The following is a 19,834-nucleotide window of genomic DNA, read 5'->3' on the forward strand; positions in this document are numbered from 1 at the left end:
GGCGGCTTTCCATTGGGAAAAATCGGAAACGGGTCTTGCAAAAAGATGGAAAAGCGTTATAATAGATTTTATAAGGCACAAATAAAAAGTGCAAAGCAGGAGCAAGGTGCTAGCACACCCTGCTCCCTGCATACGGAGAAAGGCCCTCCATACGCAACGGAATATCCGCGCAATGCAACCTTATTATACTTCCAACTGCCGATTTTGTACAGAGGCAAGTATTCTGTTTGTTGCACTTGTCCGTCGGGGCGCTGTGTTATGGGAATGGAATTCCGTAACCGCGCTCTTTTTTGCTGCCTTATCATCGGCGCGCTGCGGGGGAGATCCCCCAAAGATCGTCCTCCCGCAGGCATGCCTTTGATAAGTTTGTGAAAAGATGGACTCATAGAAGGGGAGAACGGACGCGTCCGGCGCGTCCGTTCTCCCCTTTGTGTGCGTATTGTGCTGGATTAATACATTCCGCCCATGCCGGCGTCCGGAGCGGGAGCCGCAGGAGGAGTGGGTTCTTTCTTGTCAGCGACGAGGGATTCCGTGGTCAGCACCATGGCCGCGACGGAAGCCGCGTTCTGCAGCGCGGAGCGGGTGACCTTGGTCGGGTCCACAACGCCGAAGCCGATCATGTCGCCGTACTTGTCGCTCTCAAAGTTGTAGCCGTAGCCGGCCTTGCCGGTTTTCAGAATGTCGTTGATGATGACGGAGCCTTCCAGACCCGCGTTGGCAGCGATCTGGCGGACCGGCTCTTCCAGAGCGCGGAGAACGATCTTCGCGCCGGTCTTTTCGTCGCCTTCGGACTTCTCGACAAAGTTCTTGACATCCGTGATCGTGTTCAGAAGGGCGACGCCGCCGCCGGCGACGATTCCCTCTTCCACCGCGGCCTTGGTCGCGGCCAGGGCGTCCTCGACGCGCATTTTCTTTTCCTTCATTTCGATCTCGGTCGCTGCGCCGACCTTGATGACGGCTACGCCGCCGGAGAGCTTCGCGAGGCGCTCCTGAAGTTTCTCCTTGTCATAATCGGAGGTCGTCTTTTCGATCTGGGAGCGGATCTGGCCGACGCGGTCGGAGATCTTCTTCTTGTCGCCCGCACCGTCGACAATGATGGTGTTCTCCTTGTCCACTTTGACCTGGCGCGCGCGTCCGAGCTGATCCATCGTGGCATCCTTGAGCTCCAGCCCGAGGTCGGAGGAAATCACCTGGCCGCCGGTCAGGATGGCGATATCCTGCAGCATTTCTTTTCTCCTGTCGCCGAAGCCCGGGGCTTTCACGCCGACGCAGGTAAAGGTTCCGCGCAGCTTGTTGAGGATCAGGGTGGAAAGAGCCTCGCCCTCGATGTCCTCAGCGATGATGACCAGCTTCTTGCCGGACTGGACGATCTTCTCGAGAAGCGGCAGGATCTCCTGCACGTTGGAGACCTTCTTGTCCGTGATCAGAAGGTAAGCGTCGTCAATGACCGCTTCCATTTTCTCGGTGTCCGTTACCATGTAAGGGGTGACATAGCCGCGGTCGAACATCATGCCTTCCACAACCTCGGAGTAAGTCTCCGCCGTTTTGGATTCCTCAACGGTGATGACGCCGTCGGAAGTGACCTTCGCCATCGCTTCGGAAATCAGTTTGCCGATAAACTCACTTGATGCGGAAATCGCCGCAACGCGCGCAATGTCGTCCGGGCCGGAAACTTTCTTGGAGTTCTTCTTCAGCGCATCCACCGCGACATCGACGGCGTCCTGGATGCCGTTGCGGATCGCCATCGGGTTCGCACCCGCCGTGACGTTCTTCATGCCTTCGCGGATCAGCGCCTGCGCGAGCAAAGTGGCGGTCGTGGTGCCGTCGCCGGCCACGTCGTTTGTCTTGGTGGCAACTTCCTTGACAAGCTGCGCGCCCATGTTTTCAAACGCGTCGTCCAGTTCGATTTCCTTCGCGATCGTCACGCCGTCGTTGGTGATGAGCGGAGCGCCGAACTTTTTGTCGAGAACAACATTGCGGCCCTTGGGGCCAAGGGTAATCTTAACCGTATCGGCAAGCTGATTTACGCCGTTCAGCAGCGCTTTTCTGGCTTCCTCGCCGTAGATAATCTGTTTTGCCATAAATCTGATTCCTCCAAATTTTAATATTTGTTAAGGCATGGGCAGTTTTTTCATTCCACGACCGCGAGAATATCGTTCTGGCGGACCAGAGTATAGTCCGTACCGTCCAGCTTGACTTCCGTCCCGGCGTATTTGCTGCAGATGACACGGTCGCCCTTTTTCACGTACATGGTGACCTCCTTGCCGTCCACCAGTCCGCCCGGGCCGACCTCGACGACGTCAGCGATCTGAGGCTTTTCTTTCGCGGAGCCGGCCAGGATAATGCCGCTCTTCGTGGTTTCCTCCGCTTCTTCCATTTTAATGAGCACTCTGTCCAACAAAGGTTTTACAGTCATAATATGTCCTCCTTAATCATTATTGCATTTAGCACTCATTAACCTTGAGTGCTAAGATTATTTTATCTGCTTCCCCACTAAAAATCAAGAGGTTTTTTGAGAAAAAGCAGGATTTCACAAATTATTTACAAATTCCTTCCGTCCCATTCTCCGGAACGATAAACCGTGCGGCTCCGGGAAGAATTTGGAAACGGGCGGCCTTGATCAAAGCGACGTCTCCGTCCCGGTTGGAAGCGACGGGTTTCTCCGCGACGATCTCCATTTTTTTCCCGCGGCGGAAGGTCAGGATTTCTTCGAATTCCTTCGCCCCGATATGCCGCCCCGCCTTGTACAGGCCGACAAGCCTCGGGATCTGATAAAGCGGCGGCTTCCGGATCAGGATAAAGTCCAGCAGGCCGTCGTCCGGGACCGCCTGCGGCGCGCCCCGGTATCCCCCTCCGTAGTACTGCCCGCTGGCGGCCAGGGCGAAAACGAAGCACCCTTCAAAGGTTTCGGAATCGTCGATCCTGACGCGCAGGTTGTCCCCGATCCGGCCGAGGAGGACCCTCAGAAGCGCCAGATCGTAAGCGGCGGGACCGCTGACAAGCGGAAGGCGCTTGATGCGCTCCATATACAAAGCCACCATCGCGTCCATGCCCACGGAGCACAGGTTGATCGAGAGCCCAAGCCCCGTGCGGATCAGGTCGACTGGCCGCGAAACCCCCGCAAGCTGCCGTTCGGGGGAGAGGAAATCTTCCATCGCGCCGAAAATTTTAATATAATCATTGCCGGACCCGCAGGGAAAAATTCCGATCTCCACATTCTTTTTCCCCGCGGCGCCCTGGGCGATTTCACCGAGCGTCCCGTCTCCGCCAAAGGCGTAAATTCTGACCGGGTCCCCTTTTTCCGCTTCCCTTTCGGTCAGCCGGATCGCCTCTCCCGGCTCCCGCGTCAGGTAACAGGCGGGATTCAGTTCCTGCGCCATAAAAAAGCGCCGGACCGCCGGAAGGACGGTCTCAGCCGCGTTCTGTTTGCCCGCGGCGGGATTGACGATCAGGACATAGCGCATCAGGGTTCCTCCCCCGGCGCCGACTGAAACAGGTCGGACAGCGGAATCCCGAACCGGCCGGCGGCTTCTTTCAGGCCGTCGCCGATCTCCCCGCGTGAAAAGCCGCAGCGCTCCAGCGTGTCGTCGTCGAGCGCGTTCAGCCTCGAATAGAAGTCGACGGCCATCTCCAGATACCGCCGGTCGCGTGAATCCATCCGTTCGAACAGCAGATTTTCCGCTTCGTTGATCTGATTTTCCCGAATCAGCTTCACCAGCGTCTGATGCAGCCGGTATGCCGAATCTTTCTTCTCTGCTTCCGAAATTTCAAACTCCGGAGTTTTTTTATTCAGCACGGCTACCGTGAGAAAATTGACGATGCTCTCGATCTGCCTCATCACCCAGTCATCCTGAAACAACTCTTGCTCCCCCATTTCCGGCGCCTCACGCAGCCGTTATTTAAAATACATGTAGTACTGGCACCGGATCATCCCGTTATAGAGCTTTCTCCGCTTGTCCGCTTTGCGCCCGAAGCAGGCCTCAAAGGTCTCGTCCGGACTGATGACGGAATAGCTCCAGAAATGTCTGCGTTCAAAAACCTTCCCCATCGCCCGGTAAAGCTCCCGCGCCTGGTTCACATCCAAAAGCCGTTCTCCGTAGGGAGGGTTGCAGATGACGCAGCCTGATTCGCCGTCCGCCCGGAATTGGGAAATTTCCTTTTTTTCAGCGCGGATGCAGTCCCCGACGCCGGCTTTTTTTGCGTTCTCCTTCGTCAGGGAAACCGCCGACGGGTCGCTGTCATAGCCGAAGCCTTCAAATGAAACGTCCCGCTTTTCCAGCTCCCTCGTACGCTCCCGCTCCCTTTGCCAGACCGCTTTCCCAATGCGGGAAAACCCTTCGGCCGCAAAGCTGCGCCCGATCCCCGGGGCGATGTTCCGCGCGTGTATCGCGCCCTCGATCAGGATGGTCCCCGAACCGCAGAACGGGTCGATCAGCCGGGCGTCCCTGCGGACGCGCGAAAGCGACGCCATGGAGGCGGCAAGCGTTTCCTTGATCGGAGCCACCGCCGAATTTGCACGGTATCCACGCTTGTGCAGCCCCTCCCCCGAAGTGTCGATCATCAGGCTGACCCGGTCCTTCAGAATCAGGAACTGAATCTGGTATTTCGTCCCCGTCTCTTCAAACCACTGCAGGGAATATTTCTGTTTCAGGCGTTCCACGACCGCCTTTTTGACAATCGACTGGCAGTCAGGCACACTGGCAAGCTGGGAGGACAGGCTGGACCCTTTTACGGGGAACGCGTCCCTCTTTCCGATCCAGCGTTCCCACGGCAGCGCCCGGACTCCCTGGAACAGCTCTTCAAAGCTCCGGGCGGGGAATTCGCCCATCAGGATCTGGATCCGCTCTCCGCACCGGGACCAAAGGTTGGAGCGGACAAGCATTTCCTCCGATCCGGCGAAAACGACGCGGCCGTTCTGTGCCTCCACCTCCTCGGCTTCCATGCGCCTGAGCTCGTCCGCGACAAGGCCCTCGACCCCAAGCATGCAGGGACAAACCAGTTTAAAATCCTCCATCATACCTCTCCTCAGAAAGAAGGGGGCCGCGCTCTGCAGCCCCTTTCCATTTGTTTTAGTATTCTTTTTTTCAAAAGAGTTTATTCCGCATCCGGCGTCAGGAGCCCATAATCCCCGTTTTTCCGCTGATAGACGACATTGATCTGGTTGTCCTCCTGGTTGCGGAACATAAAGAACTGGTGTTCCAACAGGTTCATCTGCAGGATCGCCTCTTCCACGCTCATCGGCTTGACGGAAAAATGTTTCGTCCGGACAATTTTATATTCCTCCGGCTCTTCCTTTTCCCCTGGGGTTTCCCTAAAATCCTCATCAAAAGCCAGACCGTGAATCCGTTTCGCAAGGCGTGTCTTGTTTCTGCGGATCTGGCTCGAAAGCGCGTCAATCACGTCGTCCAATGCGTCGTTCATCTCATCGGCAGTCGCTTCCGCGCGGTAAAACATCCCGCGTGACCGGATCGTGATCTCCACGGTCTGGCGGTTTTTCAGTACGGTTACGACGACTTTCGCCTCGGCATCTTCATCGAAAATGCGGTCAAAGCGAGAGAGTTTTTTCGCTGCAAGATCCTTGAAATGATCCCGCAGGCTGACTTTTCTGCCGGTAATCGTGATCTTCATGACAACATCTCCTTAAGCGTACTTGGAAGGAAATCATTCCCCGCCTATACTATAACATACGCCAAAGGAAAAAGAAATAGAAAGCTCTCAAATCGCCGTGAAAGCGATTCTTCCCCCCGCAATCACGCAGAGCGGTTTCGATTCCAGGCGGAGAGGATCCGTTTCAAACGCCACGAGGTCCGCGTCCTTTCCTTCCTCAATGGTGCCGACCCGCCCGTCGATGCCGCAGATTTTCGCCGGATTGACGGTGATCGCGCGGAGCGCCTCCTCGTGGTCCATTCCCTCGCGCACGGCGAGGGCGGCGCAGAGCGGCAGGTACTGGATCGGCGTGACCGGGTGGTCCGTGACGATCGCCGTCGGGATGCCGGCCTTCGCGAGAATCCCCGGACAGGACGGCGTCAGGTTTTTTAATTCCGGCTTGCTGCGGTCGCAGAGGATGGGGCCGGACAAAACCCTGACATGGTCGCGGAGCAGTCCGTCCGTAATCAGATGCGCTTCCGTTCCGTGGACAATCACATAGTTCAGACGGAATTCCTTTGCAATCCGGATGGCCGTATAGATATCGTCGGCACGGTGCGCGTGAAAATGCACCTCGATCTCCCCGCGGAGCGCGGGAAGAAGGGATTCGCTTTTGATATCGAAATCCGGAGGGTCCGTCTCCTCGTCGGCTTCCGAGCGCTCCAGGTCCTCCAGATACCGCTTCGCCTTGAAAAGTTCGGACCGGATCAGGGAAGCCGTTGCCATCCGGGTGGAGGGGGCTTCGTTTTTTCCGTGATAGACGGTTTTGGGGTTCTCTCCAAGCGCCATTTTAATGGCGAGAGGAGCCTTGACGATCATGTCGTCGATCCTGGTGCCGTAAGTCTTGACCGCCGCCATCTGCCCCCCGATGGGGTCCGCGCTGCCCGGCCCGGTCACCACCGTGGTCACTCCCGCGGCCAGCGCTTCCGAAAAACACCGGTCCATCGGGTTGATGGCGTCCACGGCGCGCAGCTGCGGGGAAACGGGGTCGGTCTCCTCGTTTCCGTCGTCGCCTTCAAAGGTGAGCCCGTCCTCCCACATGCCCAGGTGCGTGTGCGCATCAATAAAGCCCGGGTAAAGCCCCGCGCCGCGCAGGTCCAGCACCTTTTCACCGGAAAAAGGGGCGAGGGAACCGGCGCAGACCGTCTCGATCCTTCCGTCCCGAATCCTGACGGAGCCCTCCGGTATGGCAGTTCCCGCCATGGTATGGATTTTTGCGTTGCAAATCAGCATAACAGCCTCCAATAAAAAAGCGGAGTGCGTGCACTCCGCTGCCATTCTGTTTTTCTATTTCGCCTGGTTGGACCCGCCGCCGTGCCTGGAAAAGCCGCCGCGTTTCGATTCCATGCACCGTTTCAGATCCAGCATTTTTTCATCGCTTGTCTGCTTGAACTTGGACAGCATGTCTTCAAAGTTGGCAGGCTCGTTTCGCCTGCTCGGCTGCCACTCGTAGCTGCCCGGCCTGGATGGCCTTGCCGCGCCGCCGCCGTTTGGCCGGGCGGGCTCCGCAACCCGTTTCATGGAAAGGCTGATCTTTCCTTCCGGAGTGATATTCAGGATCTTGACCTTGACCATCTGGTTTTCCGATACGAAATCGCGAATCTCCTTTACAAAGGTGGGCGCAACCTCCGAAATATGGACCATGCCGGTCTTTCCCCCCGGAAGTTCTACAAACGCACCGAATTTCGTGATGCCCGTAACCTTCCCTTCCAGAACCGTTCCTACCTCAAGCTGCATATGTAAGTGTTTTCCTCCTTAGACAGAGCTGTTTAATGTCCGGCTATATTAACAAAAACACGTTCGCCCGGTTTGGCGTAATCGAGCTCTTCTCTGGCCTTGCGCTCAATATAATCGCTCTCGTCGTTTGCTCCCGTGCTGAAAGCATGTTTTAAATCTTCATTCTGTATTTCCTGAATCTGTATCTGTTGTCTGGCAGCTTCCAGCTCCCGTCGCTTTTCCTGGATCTTGATCTGCTGATTTACAAGCGCGACAAGCATATATGCCGCAAAAGCGAAAACTGCCAGCCGCAGCAAAAAGCTCTTTTTAGGCTTTTGATTTTCTAGCACCTTCATTTTTCCGCACGACCTTACGTTTTCGCCGATTTCGCCGAATCAGGCGCCATCCATTAGGACGATTATACACTATTTTCGCCCTTCGTTTCAAGCGTTTTTTCAGGCCCAGAACCTTTTTTTCCAAGAATTTTATCCCCCGGGCGGCTTTTTTGCCAAACCATCTGAAAATACGGTGGAAAAGCTCGGCGGCCGGATTGAAAAAGTGGCGATATAAAAAGTCCGAAACAGCCCGGAAAATGAAAGCCGTCACCTGTCCAACGGTGAAATAATAGGCAAACCAGCCGACGGCCTCCCCCGCGAGAAGGTAGAAGCGGACCGCTCCGCCCCCGAGGGGTAAAGCCAGCAAAAAGGAAAAGAAAGCGCAGAGGACCATATAGAAAAAATCCTGGAAAAACACGGCGCGCGCCCGGGAATGAAAGAAATCCCGCCAGATCCTGAGAACATCATAAAACGCGCCGAGAAGGAAACCTCCGGCGACAGAGACGGCAAAACCAAACACCTGATAGGAAAGGAAAGCTGTGATCAAGGCATTTCACGCCCCTATTTGAACAGACGGTTAAAAAGCCCGCCCGTTGTCGCCCGGTTCTCCGAATAGGTCATCGAAGTGATTTCGCCGTTGAGCGTCAGTTCCCCTGAGTCAATATTCAGTTTGTCAATATGCAGATTCGCACCGTGGATAACAAGCTCCCCCAAGTCGGTGTAGGCAACCACCGTCTGCTCGTCAAAGCTGTCGACATTGGAAACGCCAGTGGCTGTGAGCGTTTTGCGGTCTTCAAGGATCAAACTGTGTGGGGTTTTTACCGCTTTTTGTTCGGCCAAAGGAATCCCTCCCGCTTCGTACTGTTCCAATTGTATGCGAAGGCGGTTGGACATATACTTAATGCTCCGCCGGCCCTTCCGAAAGAATTTGGTACAGGTCCGACGCCTGGCCCTTTCCAACGGTCTCACCGACGCTGAGAACTTTGGCCCGGATGCTGCGGGAGCCAAGGCCGATTTCGATCAGATCGCCCACTTTGATCTCATAGGAAGCGCGCGCCGGTTTTGAATTGACCAGCACACGGCCCGCATCACAGGCCTCATTTGCAACGGTCCGGCGCTTGATCAGCCTCGACACTTTTAAATATTTATCCAGTCTCATGATTTCCCTTCCAATAAATCAACAGGACTGTAACAAGGAAACACGTTACAGTCCCGATTCATTGTAAATATATGATCAGATGGAGGTTGAATCCTTGAATGCCTTGCCCGCCTTGAACGCCGGAACTCTCGATGCGGGAATCGTAATGGGGGAATTTGTCCTCGGGTCGCGGCCCTGCCTTTCACTGCGGCTGCGAAGCTCGAATGTTCCGAACCCGACAATCTGCACTTTTTCATCCTTGGCAACCGTATCCACTATCGTGCTGAGCATGACATTGACTGCGTTATCGGCATCTTTCTTCGAAAGCCCGGTTTTTTCAGCAACAGCAGAGATTAATTCTGTCTTATTCATCTTATTGACCTCCGTTTTTTATTATTCAACAGCAATCGCTGAGAATTTCAGATCGGTCCTTTACTTTTCAATCAAGGGTTCCACGCCGGCGGATTGCTTTTCGCGCTCTTCGAACTGCAAAATAAACCGGTCGCACGCTTCAGACAAAGCCTGTTCGGCTTCAATTTTCAGAATGCCGGAAACCTCAGCCACAGAAAACAGAAGCCGGCCCAGCTTTTTTCTCTGTTCCTCTGTTTGCCCGGAGTCCGCCGAAAGCGCCAGCTCTTTTGCGTCTTCCAGCAATGAATCCACCGCTTCGGAAAGAACCTGCGGTTTTCCCTCCGCTTTCGCGGCTTTTTTAGAGATTTTCTGCGCGCGCATCAGCGAGGGAAGAGCTTTGGATACGCCTTGGAGGACCTGTGTATCGGTGTTTCGCCCTTTTTCCTGTTTTTTGATCGCTTCCCAGTTTGAAAGGACTTCCTCACTGTTTTGGACGGTACAGTCCCCAAAGACATGGGGATGGCGCAACACCAGCTTCCTGGCGATTCCATCCACGACATCTGAAAACCGAAAGCCGCCCTTTTCCTCTTCAAGCCGCGAATGTAAAACGACCTGAAGAAGCACGTCCCCCAATTCCTCCCGAAGGAGCCGGGCGTCATTCGTGTCAATCGCTTCCGCCGCCTCATAAGCCTCTTCCAAAAGATTGTTGCGGATGCTTTGGTGAGTCTGTTCCCGGTCCCAGGGACACCCCTGCGGAGAACGAAGAAGCTCCATGATATTCAGCAGATCATCCATAGTATATGTTTGCTTTTTCAGATCATACAAATCAGTCTGTCCTCCGCCCTGTCATACTCTGAAACTCCATTGTTATTCTACCTTATCCAATGGTGTTTTTCAAGTATTTTCACAATTTTTTGTCCCTTTGGCAGCATTATAATATCCCGGCGGCTGAGCGCGCGGAACCAAAGAATACAAATCAAATACAGAAACGCGGCAGCAAGAATCGCCAGTACGGTCGCCAAGTCCTCCGGTATGAGCTTTGCCGCCGTCCTCTGGAGCATCCAGGCGGCGCCGACGCTGATGCCGGAAGCCAGAGCCGGTTTGACAAAGATGGCGAAGAGATTCGGCATGACCCCCGTCTCCCGGATCAAGAAATACAAGGAGAGAAAGGTAATGAGGAAATAGCACACAAGAGTCCCGGTGCCGGCACCCATCACGTTGATTTCCGGAATGCCCACCAGAGTATAATTCAGAATGATCTTGACCACCAGGCCGACAGCCAGCAGCTTGACCGGAAGGTCCACCCTGCCGATTGCCTGAAGCATGCTGTTGATGGGCGTGCTGATGGAGGCAAATATCGCGGCAAGCCCCAGAATGACGAGAATCTTTCCGGTGATTTCCGGCGCGTTGCCCGACCGGAGGACCAGCTTTGCAATCGGCGTGGAGAGCATGGAAAGCCCAAGCCCGGACGGAATCGCCATCAGTGTGACGATCCTGAGGACGGACTCGATGCTGTGCTTGATCCGTTTGGGATCCCCCTGCGTCCAGGCGGCCGTTACGCTCGGCAGGGCGCTGACGCCGAGCGCCTGCGTGATCCCAGGCACAAGCATAAAGAAGACGGTCGCATTGCTGAAACAGCCGAACAAAAAGGACGGAACCAGATTCAGCTGAATGTCCGACTGGGGAATAATCCCCTTGTACATATTGAGCAGGACCTGCGGGCTGCTGTCCATAATATCCTTGATCCGCATCTGCAGAAACGTGCTGTCCACCAGAGTGGAAAGATTGACCGCAAGGGACCCCAGCGCAACCGGCACCGCGGTCCGGATCAGTCTGGAAGAGGTCACCCGCATCGGGAGGGGCTTCGGGGAACGCAGCAGCATCTCTCTGGAAATCCCGTCGCCGTTATGCCTGTGGTAAAACAGCAGGAACAGGAAGCCGGTCATTCCTCCGAGCGTTACGCCGAAAACGGCGCCCGCGGAAGCATAAGGCAGCGTGGCAAGCTTGGCGTATTCCGCCGACTTCATGGGCGCTCCGAACACGGTGCCGGAAGCAGCGTACTCCCTCATTCCCTCCCAGACGACCAGATAAGCGGCGCTGAGGCCGAAAATCAGCCTGCACAGCGACTCGCACACCTCGGAAATCGCGGTCGGAACCATGTTGCGCAGGCCCTCGTAGTATCCGCGGTAAATCGACATCATGCTGGTGAAGAAGACGGCGGGCGCAAGAGCATAGATGGCCGGGAGAGCGTTCTGCGGGCTCCCGCTCAGGACGTAGTTCGCATAGGGCCGGGCGCCGAAAAACATAATCGAAAAGGACAGAATCCCGAGGATGAGAAAGATCCGGATCGACGCCCGGTGGATCTGCCGCACGTCGCGAAAGCGCCCCCGCACCGAATTTTCCGACACCAGTCTGGAAATCGCGATCGGAAACCCGGCCGTCGCCAGGCTGTACAGGGGAGCATAGAGGGAATAGGCGTTGGAAAAATAACCGTTCCCGGTGGGGGTCAGGATCCAGGTCAGAGGGATCTTAAAAAAAGCGCCGATCAGCTTTTCAACGGCATACGCCACCATCAGGATCAGGGCGCCGTGAAGAAAGCTCTGCCGCCGTGCCGGAGGATTCTTCCTTTGTTCCATTGCAACACATCCGTTTCCAGTGAATCAGCGTTCCTGTCAAGGACAAATACAACTATAAAATATTATACTGCGGGATTCAAGCACCTATGAAAATAAAAAAAGAGGGTTTTGCGCCCTCCGCCCGATTTTTATCCGCAGTCCGGCTTCCTTCGGGTTGTCCTAAGTATGGCATACCTGGAAAAAGCTGCCGTTTTCATTTGCGGCAGCTTTCCTTTTTTCCCGCTTGGTCGCCTTTCAGTCACTTGACAGTTTCTGCCCGCATTTGCAGCAGTAGGCCGAACCCTGCGCGTTTTCCTGCCCGCAGTTTTTGCACACCAGTTTCGCGCGGGCGGAAGCAAGCTGGTTATTTACCGCGTCCAGCTGCTCGTAAAGGTCGTCGATCGCGGCGACACTCTCGGCAATCAGATCGGAGGTATCGTTGCCGGTTTTTTTTGCCTCGTAAACCGTGCGGCCGATCGCCTCGTACCGTTTTGAAATTTCATTATTCAAATCTGCCGCACTGATTCTCAGCTTGGAAACATCGACAATCTGGCTGGCCTTTTTCCCCACGACATTTACCGCCGTTTTCGCATTGACTACGACATCTTCAAACAGTCCCATGACAGCACACCTCTTTTTCATTTGTTTTATTATACCACCGGAGCGGCGGCAAATGCAAGAATACGGGTCAATAAATCCCGCCGCCGATAAATTCCCTCAGAATCGAGTTCTTGGGCACAAGACAGGAATCCACCGGCTCAAACCGCTCCAAAGCATTCAGCAGCATTCGCGCGGTTTTCCAGCCCGGGTCGTCCTCCGGCACGGTATGTAGGAGGGTCGCGGCCTGGTCTTTCAGCACACAGGGCCCGTGCGCATGAAAGGAATTGATCGTGTAGTCGGCGGTGGTGCGGAACGGCTTGATATATTTGTACTCTCCGTCCATCACATTGCGCCACATGCCGAGCGTTGTCCCGGGCCGCGTTCCGCGGAAGTTCTTGTCACGCACGATTCTGCGGACCAGCCGCATGTCATTCGGCCCAAGCAGTTCCCCCGCTTCGTCCCGGATTCCCTGCTTCACGCTGATGTAGATGCGGCGAATGTGCCGGGCGGGCAGGCCGGCGATCAGCAGCGGGTTCAAAGCGTGAATCCCTTCCACAATCGCGATTTCCCGGTCTTCGAGAACGACCTGCCGCCTGTGCGGGTAAGGAAGCCGGATGGTAAAATCGAAAACCGGCATATTGCAGCGCCCGCTTGCGATCAGGTCGCCGAGACACTCAAGAATTTCCGGAACATTCAGGGCCTCCACGTTTTCATAATCATGGCTGCCGTCCGGCAGCAGCGGCGCCTGATGCTCCCCGCGGTAAAAATCGTCCAGGGAGATGATCTCCGCGCCGGTTCCCCGTTCGCGCAGCGCTTCCGCAAGAAGGTGCGCGGTCGTCGTTTTGCCGCTCGCGGAGGGACCCGCAAGCATAACAAGGCGGCAGGGCGGTTCTTCCATCGCAAGGCTGTCCGCGATCCTCCTCAGATTGTCGTGATAGGCCCTTTCCCCCTTTGCGACAAACGCCTCGGGGTCTTCCCTGACCGAACGGTTGATCTGCTGCACGCTGTTCTGATATTCGACAAAATCAGTCCGAAAGGCTGCCATAAAACTCTTTCACCCTGTCTTTCCTTGTCATCATTTCCGAAAAACGACCGATATATTCATACGGATATTTAAAGTTAAAAACCCGTTCCAGACGGTTCGACGAGGGGTCGAACAGTTTTGTGACCGCACCCGCCCCGCAGGCCAGAATGGTCTCTTTTTCTTCCATGATAAAAATGTTGTAATACCCTTCGCAGCCCGGCTTTGACCAGCCGGTGTTTTCCAGGTTTCCCACCATGCGGCTCTGCCGGTAAAGATAGTAGGGCCTGTATCCGTTGTTCAACAGCTTCCCATCCGCCTCTTCCAGCATGTTCTGGGCCGTCCGCGCGTCGCCGCTGTAAGGTCCGGCGGGGTCCAGCGACAGCTTTGCCGCGCGTTTCAGCGCGAGCGTGTGGACCGTGACGCTCTCCGGCCCGAGGCCGATCACGCCGCTCAGCGTCTTTTGAAAACTGTCCTCGCTGTCTTTCGGAAGACCCGCGATCAGGTCCATGTTGATATTCCCGAAGCCGCAGCTCCGCGCAAGCGAAAAAGCGTTCAGCGTCTGCTCCGTCGTATGGGCGCGCCCGATCGCACGCAGCACCTCGTCGTTCAGCGTCTGCGGATTGATGCTGATGCGGGTCGTCCCGCCTTCCCGGAGCGCGGCGAGCTTTTCCGCCGTCACGGTGTCGGGACGTCCGGCCTCGACCGTAAGCTCCCGGCAGCGGGACAGGCCGAAATTGTTTTTCACCGTGTCAAGCACCTGCTTCAGCTGTTCCGCAGACAGCGTTGTTGGCGTTCCTCCGCCGACGTAGACGGAGTCGCAGGTCAAGCCGAGCTCCGCGGCGATTTCCGCAGTCCGGCGCAGTTCGGCGCACAGCAGTTCCACGTAATCGGGAACAAGCCGGAACGCTTTTTCCACCGAGGTTGACACAAAGGAACAGTAGGCGCAGCGCGTCGGGCAGAACGGGACCGCAATGTACAGGCTGAAGGAACGGGGACGCGGGATGGACAGAATCTCCGTCTGGTTGCTGCTGGTCATGCGGCACAGCTCCGCTTTTTCCCGCGAGACCAGCAGCTTTTCTTCAAAATACCGGACGGCCTCCTCTTCCCCCATGCTCCCGGCAAGCCGTGCAAAGAGCTTTACCGGCCGGACGCCCGTCAGGATTCCCCACTGAGGATGGAAACCGCACGCCTGCGAAAGCAGGCCGTACAACAGAACCCCCATGCGGCGCTCCACTTCCCGGGAATCCGCCGCCTCGCCGGGCGAAAGCAGTTTCTCCGCACTCTTGTACTCTCCGCTGATTTTAACGGAGACGCGGATCCGCATGCCGTCGCCGCAGGGCGTTACGCCGGTGTAGATATCCGGCTCTTTTCCTTCCTCCGCCAAGTCGATTTTCCGATCCGGGAAAAAAACGCGGCAGAGGTTTTCCATTTCATACCGGAACTCGTGGCCGTCAATACAGAGGGTCATACGAATCCGCCCCGGCCTGGAGAAACGAGTTGTTTTTCCGTTCATAGTCCAGCGTGCTCTCCGGCCCGTGTCCCGGATAAATATGATAATTACCCGGAATTTTCGCCAGCCTTTGCAGCGAATCCAGCATCTGGCGGTAGCTTCCGGTCGGAAAGTCCGTCCTCCCGCAGCTCAGCTTCATCAGCGTGTCGCCGGTAAAAAGAGCGTCTTCGACAAGGAAGCAGCACCCGCCGGAGGTATGGCCCGGCGTATGAATCGCGCGGATTTTCAGGCTTCCAAGCCCGATCTCGTCTCCGTCGCCCATGGGGACGTCGACCCGGAAGGGCGGAACTTTCGCGCCGTAAAAAACGCCCGAAGCGTTGAGCGAACCGTCGGTCACGAACATCAGCTCTTCCGAGTGCAGATAAATCTTCGCTCCGGTCAGTTCTTTTATTTTCGCGACTCCCGTAATGTGGTCAAAATGGGCATGCGTCAGCAGGATCATCGGCACCTTTCCCTTTCCTGCCGCAAGGACGCTTTCCGTCAGTTCCCCGCTTTCGAACCCGGGATCGATCACGGCGGTCAAACCGGTCTGTTCTTCCGTCAGCAGGTAGCAGTTCGTCGGAAGGGGTCCGCCCGGAATTTTGGTTACTCTCATATTATTCCTCCTAACTGGAAATGGTCCCGCTACGGACGGCGCACCGTCAAAACTCCTTCTATTTTGGAAAGGCGGTCAATGATATTCCTGAGCTGGTCCAGCCCGTTGATGGTAATCGTGGCCGTGATGACCGCTCTGTCGTCCTTTAATTCACGCGAATTCAGCGAATGAATAAAGAGGTGCATATTGAACATCTGCTGCGTAATGTCCACAAGCAGGCCCGAACGGTCCTCCGCCGTGATCTCAAGCGTGCATTTGAACTCCTCCCGAACCTCTCCGGCCCAGTGTACGCGGACCCACCGCTCCGGTTCCGCCGCTTCGGAAAGATCTTTCGGAACATTGGAGCAGCCCCGCTTGTGGATGGAAACGCCGAATCCCCTTGTGATGAAGCCGATGATTTCATCGCCCGGCAGCGGATTGCAGCACCGGGAAATCTTAATCAGGCAGTTGTCCATTCCCTCCACGATAATGCCCGCGCTCGTCTTAATGACAGACCTCGGCGGTTTTTCCGGCGCGGGGGCGGGCGGCGCGGATAATTGACGTTCCTTCTGGGCCGCTTCCCGGAGCTTCGGAAGGATCTTCCACACCTGAACTCCGCCGTAGCCGATCGCGGCATAGACATCCTCCACCGTATGGCAGTTGTGCCGGGGGCCGAGCTTTTCCAGCACGTTTCTAAGTTCTTCCTCCGAAAGGAGGATGTTGTTCCGTTTGATCTCCCGCTCGAGCTCCGATTTTCCCTCCGCGATATTCTCGTCCCGCTTTTCATGCTTGAACCAGGTCCGGATCTTGTTGCGCGCCTCGCTGGTCTGGACGATTTTCAGCCAGTCGCGGCTGGGTCCGCGCGCTTCCTTGCTGGTGAGGACCTCGACGATCTCCCCCGTCTTGACCCGGTAATCGAGCGGCACGATCCTTTTGTCCACCTTCGCGCCCGTCATCCGGTTCCCGACGGCACTGTGGATCGCGTAGGCAAAATCGATCACGGTCGCTCCGGCCGGAAGGCTGATCACGTCGCCGCGCGGCGTAAAGACAAACACCTCCTCCGGCACAAGGTCGGATTTGATCATGCGGACCAGGTCCGTCGCGTCCTCGCTGTCCTTTTCGTTGTCCAGCATCTGGCGGATCCAGGAAAGGCGCTTTTCGAACTGGTCCTGCCCTTTCGCGGACAGGCCGAGCTTGTATTTCCAGTGGGCCGCGATGCCGTATTCCGCCGTGTGGTGCATTTCCCACGTGCGGATCTGCACCTCGAACGGAATCCCCTCGGTGCCGATCACGGTCGTGTGAAGCGACTGGTACATATTGGGCTTCGGGGTGGAGATATAGTCCTTGAAGCGGTTCGGGATCGGGCGGAACATATCGTGAATGATTCCCAGCACATTATAACAGTCGTTCACCGTGTCGACGATCACTCGCACGGCGTAGATGTCGTAAATCTCATCCATGGTCTTGCCCTGGACGAACATCTTGCGGTAGATACCGTTGATGCTCTTGACACGTCCCTCCAGGTACACGTTGGGAATGATGGTTGAAACGCGTTCGAAAATCTTTTTCTTGGTCGACTCGATGAATTTGGTCCGTTCGCCGGAACGAAGCTCCAGCCCGCTTTCGATTTCCTCATAGGCCGTGGAGTCCAGGATGCGGAGGGACAGGTCCTCCAGTTCCTCCTTCACGGCCCGGATGCCGAGACGGTGCGCGATCGGCGCGTAGACCTCCATGTTTTCCAGCGCTTTGTCACGCTGCTTCTGCGGCGACCAGAATTCGCTGGTGCGCATGTTGTGCAGGCGGTCGGCCAGCTTGACGATGATCACGCGGATATCCTCGCTCATCGCGATCAGCATCTTGCGCAGGTTTTCCGCCTGCTGTACCTCGCGGGAGGAGTACGGGATGCGTCCCAGCTTTGTCACGCCGTCCGTCAGCCCGGCGATTTCAGCCCCAAATTCTTTTTTGATCTGATCAAGGCTGATGGGAGTATCCTCCACAACGTCGTGAAGGAGGCCCGCCGCGACCGATTCCGTATCCATGCCGAGCTCAACGAGGATGCAGGCCACCGCGACCGGATGAGAAATATAGGGCGAGCCGGAAAGGCGCTTCTGATCGTGATGGGAACTTTCCGCGAGCCGGTAGGCGCGCGTGATGATATCCAGGTTGTAATCGCGCTCGCTTGCCCGGATCAGGGACAGAAGATCATCAAAGGTCTTCAGCGGCCACGCCATTTTTCTCACCCGCCTTTTCAAATTGTTCCAGGGTACGCATGATTTTGGAATCCATCAGATTGATTTTTCCCTTTTGCGGAACAAGCTCCACCTGATATGTATCGTCCGATTTTTCCAGCCGGATCAGTCCCCGCTCTTCAAAAACATCCATCGCGATCAGAAGCTTTTCCATTCCCGGCGCGGGCTCCGGGACCCTCGGCAAAAGGTTCTCGGGCGCTCCGCAGTACCCGCTTCCGTCCCTCAGCGTCCGATAGATCCCGGCGAATTCCGCACGACCGGGTTTCAACCGGCCGGCTTCCTGCGCGGAAAGCGGTTCTCCCCTGTGAAATCGGTCGTAAAGCGCCCTTGCCTGAATGATCCCGTCCTGATCCATCCCGGAAAACTTTATGTCCCGTATGACAATGGACAGAAGATTTCTGCCCCCGTATTCCCGCTCCTGAAGCGTCACGGCAAGATCGACCCGGTCGCCCGGGCGGTAACAGAACTCCTCAAGCGTTGTGCGGAACTTCATGCAGCGCACCGTGCAGCCGTCCCCGGACACGCTGACGCGCAGATGCTTGCCGCCCCCAACCGGCGTGATGCCGGCAATCGTCATATCCGCCAATCCGAAGACCGGCTCCGGGTTTCCCGTCCCGAACGGTTCCAGGAACCGCATGGCCCTGGTGATTTCAAGAGACAGTTCCCTCGGCTTGATCAGACAGTCGATCGAAAGCGCGGGTGCCGGCATGGGCCGCCCGGTTTGCGCCGCATAGGCGTTGATCCGCGCCCGGAATTCATCGATCCGATCCGACGGCAGGGAGAGGCCGGCCGCCATCGGATGGCCTCCGAAACGGGTCAGAAGGTCGCGGCAGGAATCAACCGCGTCGAACAGGGAAAAGCCTTCCACGCTTCTTCCGGAGCCGCGTGCCTCTTCCCCCGTGCGCGAAATGACGATGCACGGCTTTCCAAACCGGTCGACGATCCGCGCGGCGACGATCCCGATCACGCCGTGATGCCAGTCCTCCCCGTCGACGACCAAAACGCGGTCGTATAAAAGGGATGGATTTGCCCGGAAGCGTTCCTTCGCCTTTTCCAGAATTTCATTTTCCACGCTGCGGCGGTATTCGTTGTCTTCGCAGATTTTTCCCGCAAGGAATCCCGCTTCCTCCGGGGACTCCGAAATCAAAAGCCGCACCGCCTGATCCGGAGATTCCATGCGCCCCGCGGCGTTGATGCGGGGGACCAGAAGAAAGGCAACCTGCTCCGCCGAAATCTCCCTGTTTTCCATTCCGATCTGCTCCAGCAGCGCCCGCAGACCGGGACGGTCCGTCCTCGGCAGATATCGAAGGCCCGCCGAAACCAGCGCCCTGTTCTCTCCTGTCAGCGGGACAATGTCCCCGATCGTTCCGATCGCCGCGAGGTCCCCGTAGTTTTCCAGCAGAGCGTCCACGTCGCATTCCGGACCCTCCATCGCCTGGATCAGCTTGAAAGCGACCCCGACGCCGGCGAATCCGTCGTACGGCGCTCCGCTGTCCTTCCGGAAGGGATCGACCACGGCACGGGCAGGAGGCAGGGTTTCCCGCGGGTGGTGATGGTCCGTGACGACCGTATCCATTCCCAGGCTGTTCGCGTAGGCGATTTCATCCACGCTGGAAATTCCGTTGTCCACCGTGACGATCAGACCGACACCCTGCTCCCGCAGCGTATCGACCGCCCCGAGGTTCAGGCCGTATCCCTCCCCTTCCCGCTCCGGAATATAATAGATCACGTTTCCGCCGCAGGATTCCAGATAAGAATACAGCATCGCCGTCGCGGTGACGCCGTCCGCGTCATAGTCGCCGTAAACCGCGATTTTCTCAAATCCGTCCAGAGCGCGGTTGACCCTCTCCACCGCCGGCTCCATGTCCGGAAGCAGAAACGGGTCGGAAAAAGGCGGCGCAGAAGGTTCCTCGAACACATCTTCCAGCCCGCGCGCAGCCAGGATCGCGGCAATGGAACGCGGCAGCTTCAATTCATCTGCAATTTGGGAAGCGGCGGATTCGTCATAACGACGAATCCGCCATTTTTTCACACTCAAACACCACACCTGCCCCATATCTGATTATTTTAGCATTC

At 56.5% G+C, this 19,834-nt stretch carries 21 protein-coding genes; all 21 read right to left on the bottom strand.

Going from position 1 to position 19,834, the window contains the following annotated elements; translation table 11 throughout:
* Window positions 1–449: 449 nt before the first annotated feature.
* A complete protein-coding gene (gene groL, locus EQM14_RS09490; protein ID WP_128742704.1) occupies window positions 450–2,081 on the bottom strand; it encodes a chaperonin GroEL in 1,632 nt (543 codons plus the stop codon).
* Between the two features lie 50 nt (window positions 2,082–2,131).
* The gene (locus EQM14_RS09495) at window positions 2,132–2,416 is read right to left on the bottom strand and encodes a co-chaperone GroES (RefSeq protein WP_128742705.1); all 285 of its coding nucleotides are present in this window, start codon (window positions 2,414–2,416) and stop codon (window positions 2,132–2,134) included.
* A 121-nt stretch (window positions 2,417–2,537) separates the two neighbouring features.
* Window positions 2,538–3,464, bottom strand: a complete 927-nt coding sequence (locus EQM14_RS09500; protein WP_128742706.1) for a diacylglycerol/lipid kinase family protein — start codon at window positions 3,462–3,464, stop codon at window positions 2,538–2,540.
* Window positions 3,464–3,874, bottom strand: a complete 411-nt coding sequence (locus tag EQM14_RS09505) for a DUF6483 family protein (protein WP_128742707.1) — start codon at window positions 3,872–3,874, stop codon at window positions 3,464–3,466. The genes EQM14_RS09500 and EQM14_RS09505 overlap by 1 nt, the downstream gene beginning before the upstream one ends.
* Before the next feature lie 21 nt (window positions 3,875–3,895).
* Window positions 3,896–5,014, bottom strand: a complete 1,119-nt coding sequence (locus tag EQM14_RS09510; RefSeq protein WP_128744296.1) for a THUMP domain-containing class I SAM-dependent RNA methyltransferase — start codon at window positions 5,012–5,014, stop codon at window positions 3,896–3,898.
* Between the two features lie 80 nt (window positions 5,015–5,094).
* Window positions 5,095–5,628, bottom strand: coding sequence for a ribosome hibernation-promoting factor, HPF/YfiA family (gene hpf / locus EQM14_RS09515; RefSeq protein ID WP_128742708.1), 534 nt, complete (start codon window positions 5,626–5,628; stop codon window positions 5,095–5,097).
* Window positions 5,629–5,715: 87 nt separating this feature from the next.
* The gene (locus EQM14_RS09520) at window positions 5,716–6,879 is read right to left on the bottom strand and encodes an amidohydrolase (protein WP_128742709.1); all 1,164 of its coding nucleotides are present in this window, start codon (window positions 6,877–6,879) and stop codon (window positions 5,716–5,718) included.
* A gap of 54 nt (window positions 6,880–6,933) precedes the next feature.
* Window positions 6,934–7,383 carry a S1 RNA-binding domain-containing protein gene (locus EQM14_RS09525; RefSeq protein ID WP_128742710.1) on the bottom strand — a complete coding sequence of 150 codons (450 nt, stop codon included), beginning with the start codon at window positions 7,381–7,383 and terminating at the stop codon, window positions 6,934–6,936.
* 32 nt (window positions 7,384–7,415) lie between these two features.
* Entirely contained in the window at window positions 7,416–7,718 is a 303-nt protein-coding gene (locus EQM14_RS09530) for an FtsB family cell division protein (protein WP_128742711.1), read from the bottom strand.
* Window positions 7,690–8,217 (bottom strand): spore cortex biosynthesis protein YabQ, encoded by a 528-nt coding sequence (gene yabQ, locus EQM14_RS17000; protein ID WP_442861492.1) that lies wholly within the window; start codon window positions 8,215–8,217, stop codon window positions 7,690–7,692. The genes EQM14_RS09530 and yabQ overlap by 29 nt, the downstream gene beginning before the upstream one ends.
* 41 nt (window positions 8,218–8,258) lie before the next feature.
* Complete coding sequence (gene yabP / locus EQM14_RS09540) at window positions 8,259–8,537, bottom strand: sporulation protein YabP (protein WP_243112488.1); 279 nt, start codon at window positions 8,535–8,537, stop codon at window positions 8,259–8,261.
* A gap of 58 nt (window positions 8,538–8,595) precedes the next feature.
* Complete coding sequence (locus tag EQM14_RS09545; RefSeq protein ID WP_128742714.1) at window positions 8,596–8,856, bottom strand: RNA-binding S4 domain-containing protein; 261 nt, start codon at window positions 8,854–8,856, stop codon at window positions 8,596–8,598.
* A 75-nt stretch (window positions 8,857–8,931) separates the two neighbouring features.
* The gene (locus EQM14_RS09550) at window positions 8,932–9,207 is read right to left on the bottom strand and encodes an HU family DNA-binding protein (protein ID WP_128742715.1); all 276 of its coding nucleotides are present in this window, start codon (window positions 9,205–9,207) and stop codon (window positions 8,932–8,934) included.
* Between the two features lie 60 nt (window positions 9,208–9,267).
* Entirely contained in the window at window positions 9,268–10,011 is a 744-nt protein-coding gene (gene mazG, locus EQM14_RS09555) for a nucleoside triphosphate pyrophosphohydrolase (protein WP_128742716.1), read from the bottom strand.
* A gap of 47 nt (window positions 10,012–10,058) precedes the next feature.
* On the bottom strand, window positions 10,059–11,822 hold the full coding sequence (locus EQM14_RS09560) for a putative polysaccharide biosynthesis protein (RefSeq protein ID WP_128742717.1): 1,764 nt from the start codon (window positions 11,820–11,822) through the stop codon (window positions 10,059–10,061).
* Window positions 11,823–12,056: 234 nt separating this feature from the next.
* On the bottom strand, window positions 12,057–12,422 hold the full coding sequence (locus tag EQM14_RS09565) for a zinc ribbon domain-containing protein (protein ID WP_205703160.1): 366 nt from the start codon (window positions 12,420–12,422) through the stop codon (window positions 12,057–12,059).
* Between the two features lie 67 nt (window positions 12,423–12,489).
* Window positions 12,490–13,446 (bottom strand): uridine kinase family protein, encoded by a 957-nt coding sequence (locus EQM14_RS09570; protein WP_128742718.1) that lies wholly within the window; start codon window positions 13,444–13,446, stop codon window positions 12,490–12,492.
* Window positions 13,427–14,893 carry a coproporphyrinogen dehydrogenase HemZ gene (gene hemZ / locus EQM14_RS09575; RefSeq protein WP_128742719.1) on the bottom strand — a complete coding sequence of 489 codons (1,467 nt, stop codon included), beginning with the start codon at window positions 14,891–14,893 and terminating at the stop codon, window positions 13,427–13,429. The genes EQM14_RS09570 and hemZ overlap by 20 nt, the downstream gene beginning before the upstream one ends.
* The gene (locus EQM14_RS09580) at window positions 14,877–15,530 is read right to left on the bottom strand and encodes an MBL fold metallo-hydrolase (protein WP_128742720.1); all 654 of its coding nucleotides are present in this window, start codon (window positions 15,528–15,530) and stop codon (window positions 14,877–14,879) included. The genes hemZ and EQM14_RS09580 overlap by 17 nt, the downstream gene beginning before the upstream one ends.
* Before the next feature lie 29 nt (window positions 15,531–15,559).
* The gene (locus EQM14_RS09585; protein WP_128742721.1) at window positions 15,560–17,740 is read right to left on the bottom strand and encodes a RelA/SpoT family protein; all 2,181 of its coding nucleotides are present in this window, start codon (window positions 17,738–17,740) and stop codon (window positions 15,560–15,562) included.
* Complete coding sequence (gene recJ / locus EQM14_RS09590) at window positions 17,715–19,790, bottom strand: single-stranded-DNA-specific exonuclease RecJ (RefSeq protein ID WP_243112807.1); 2,076 nt, start codon at window positions 19,788–19,790, stop codon at window positions 17,715–17,717. The genes EQM14_RS09585 and recJ overlap by 26 nt, the downstream gene beginning before the upstream one ends.
* Between the last annotated feature and the right edge of the window lie 44 nt (window positions 19,791–19,834).

It is taken from the genome of Caproiciproducens sp. NJN-50, assembly GCF_004103755.1.
Lineage (GTDB): Bacteria > Bacillota > Clostridia > Oscillospirales > Acutalibacteraceae > Caproicibacter.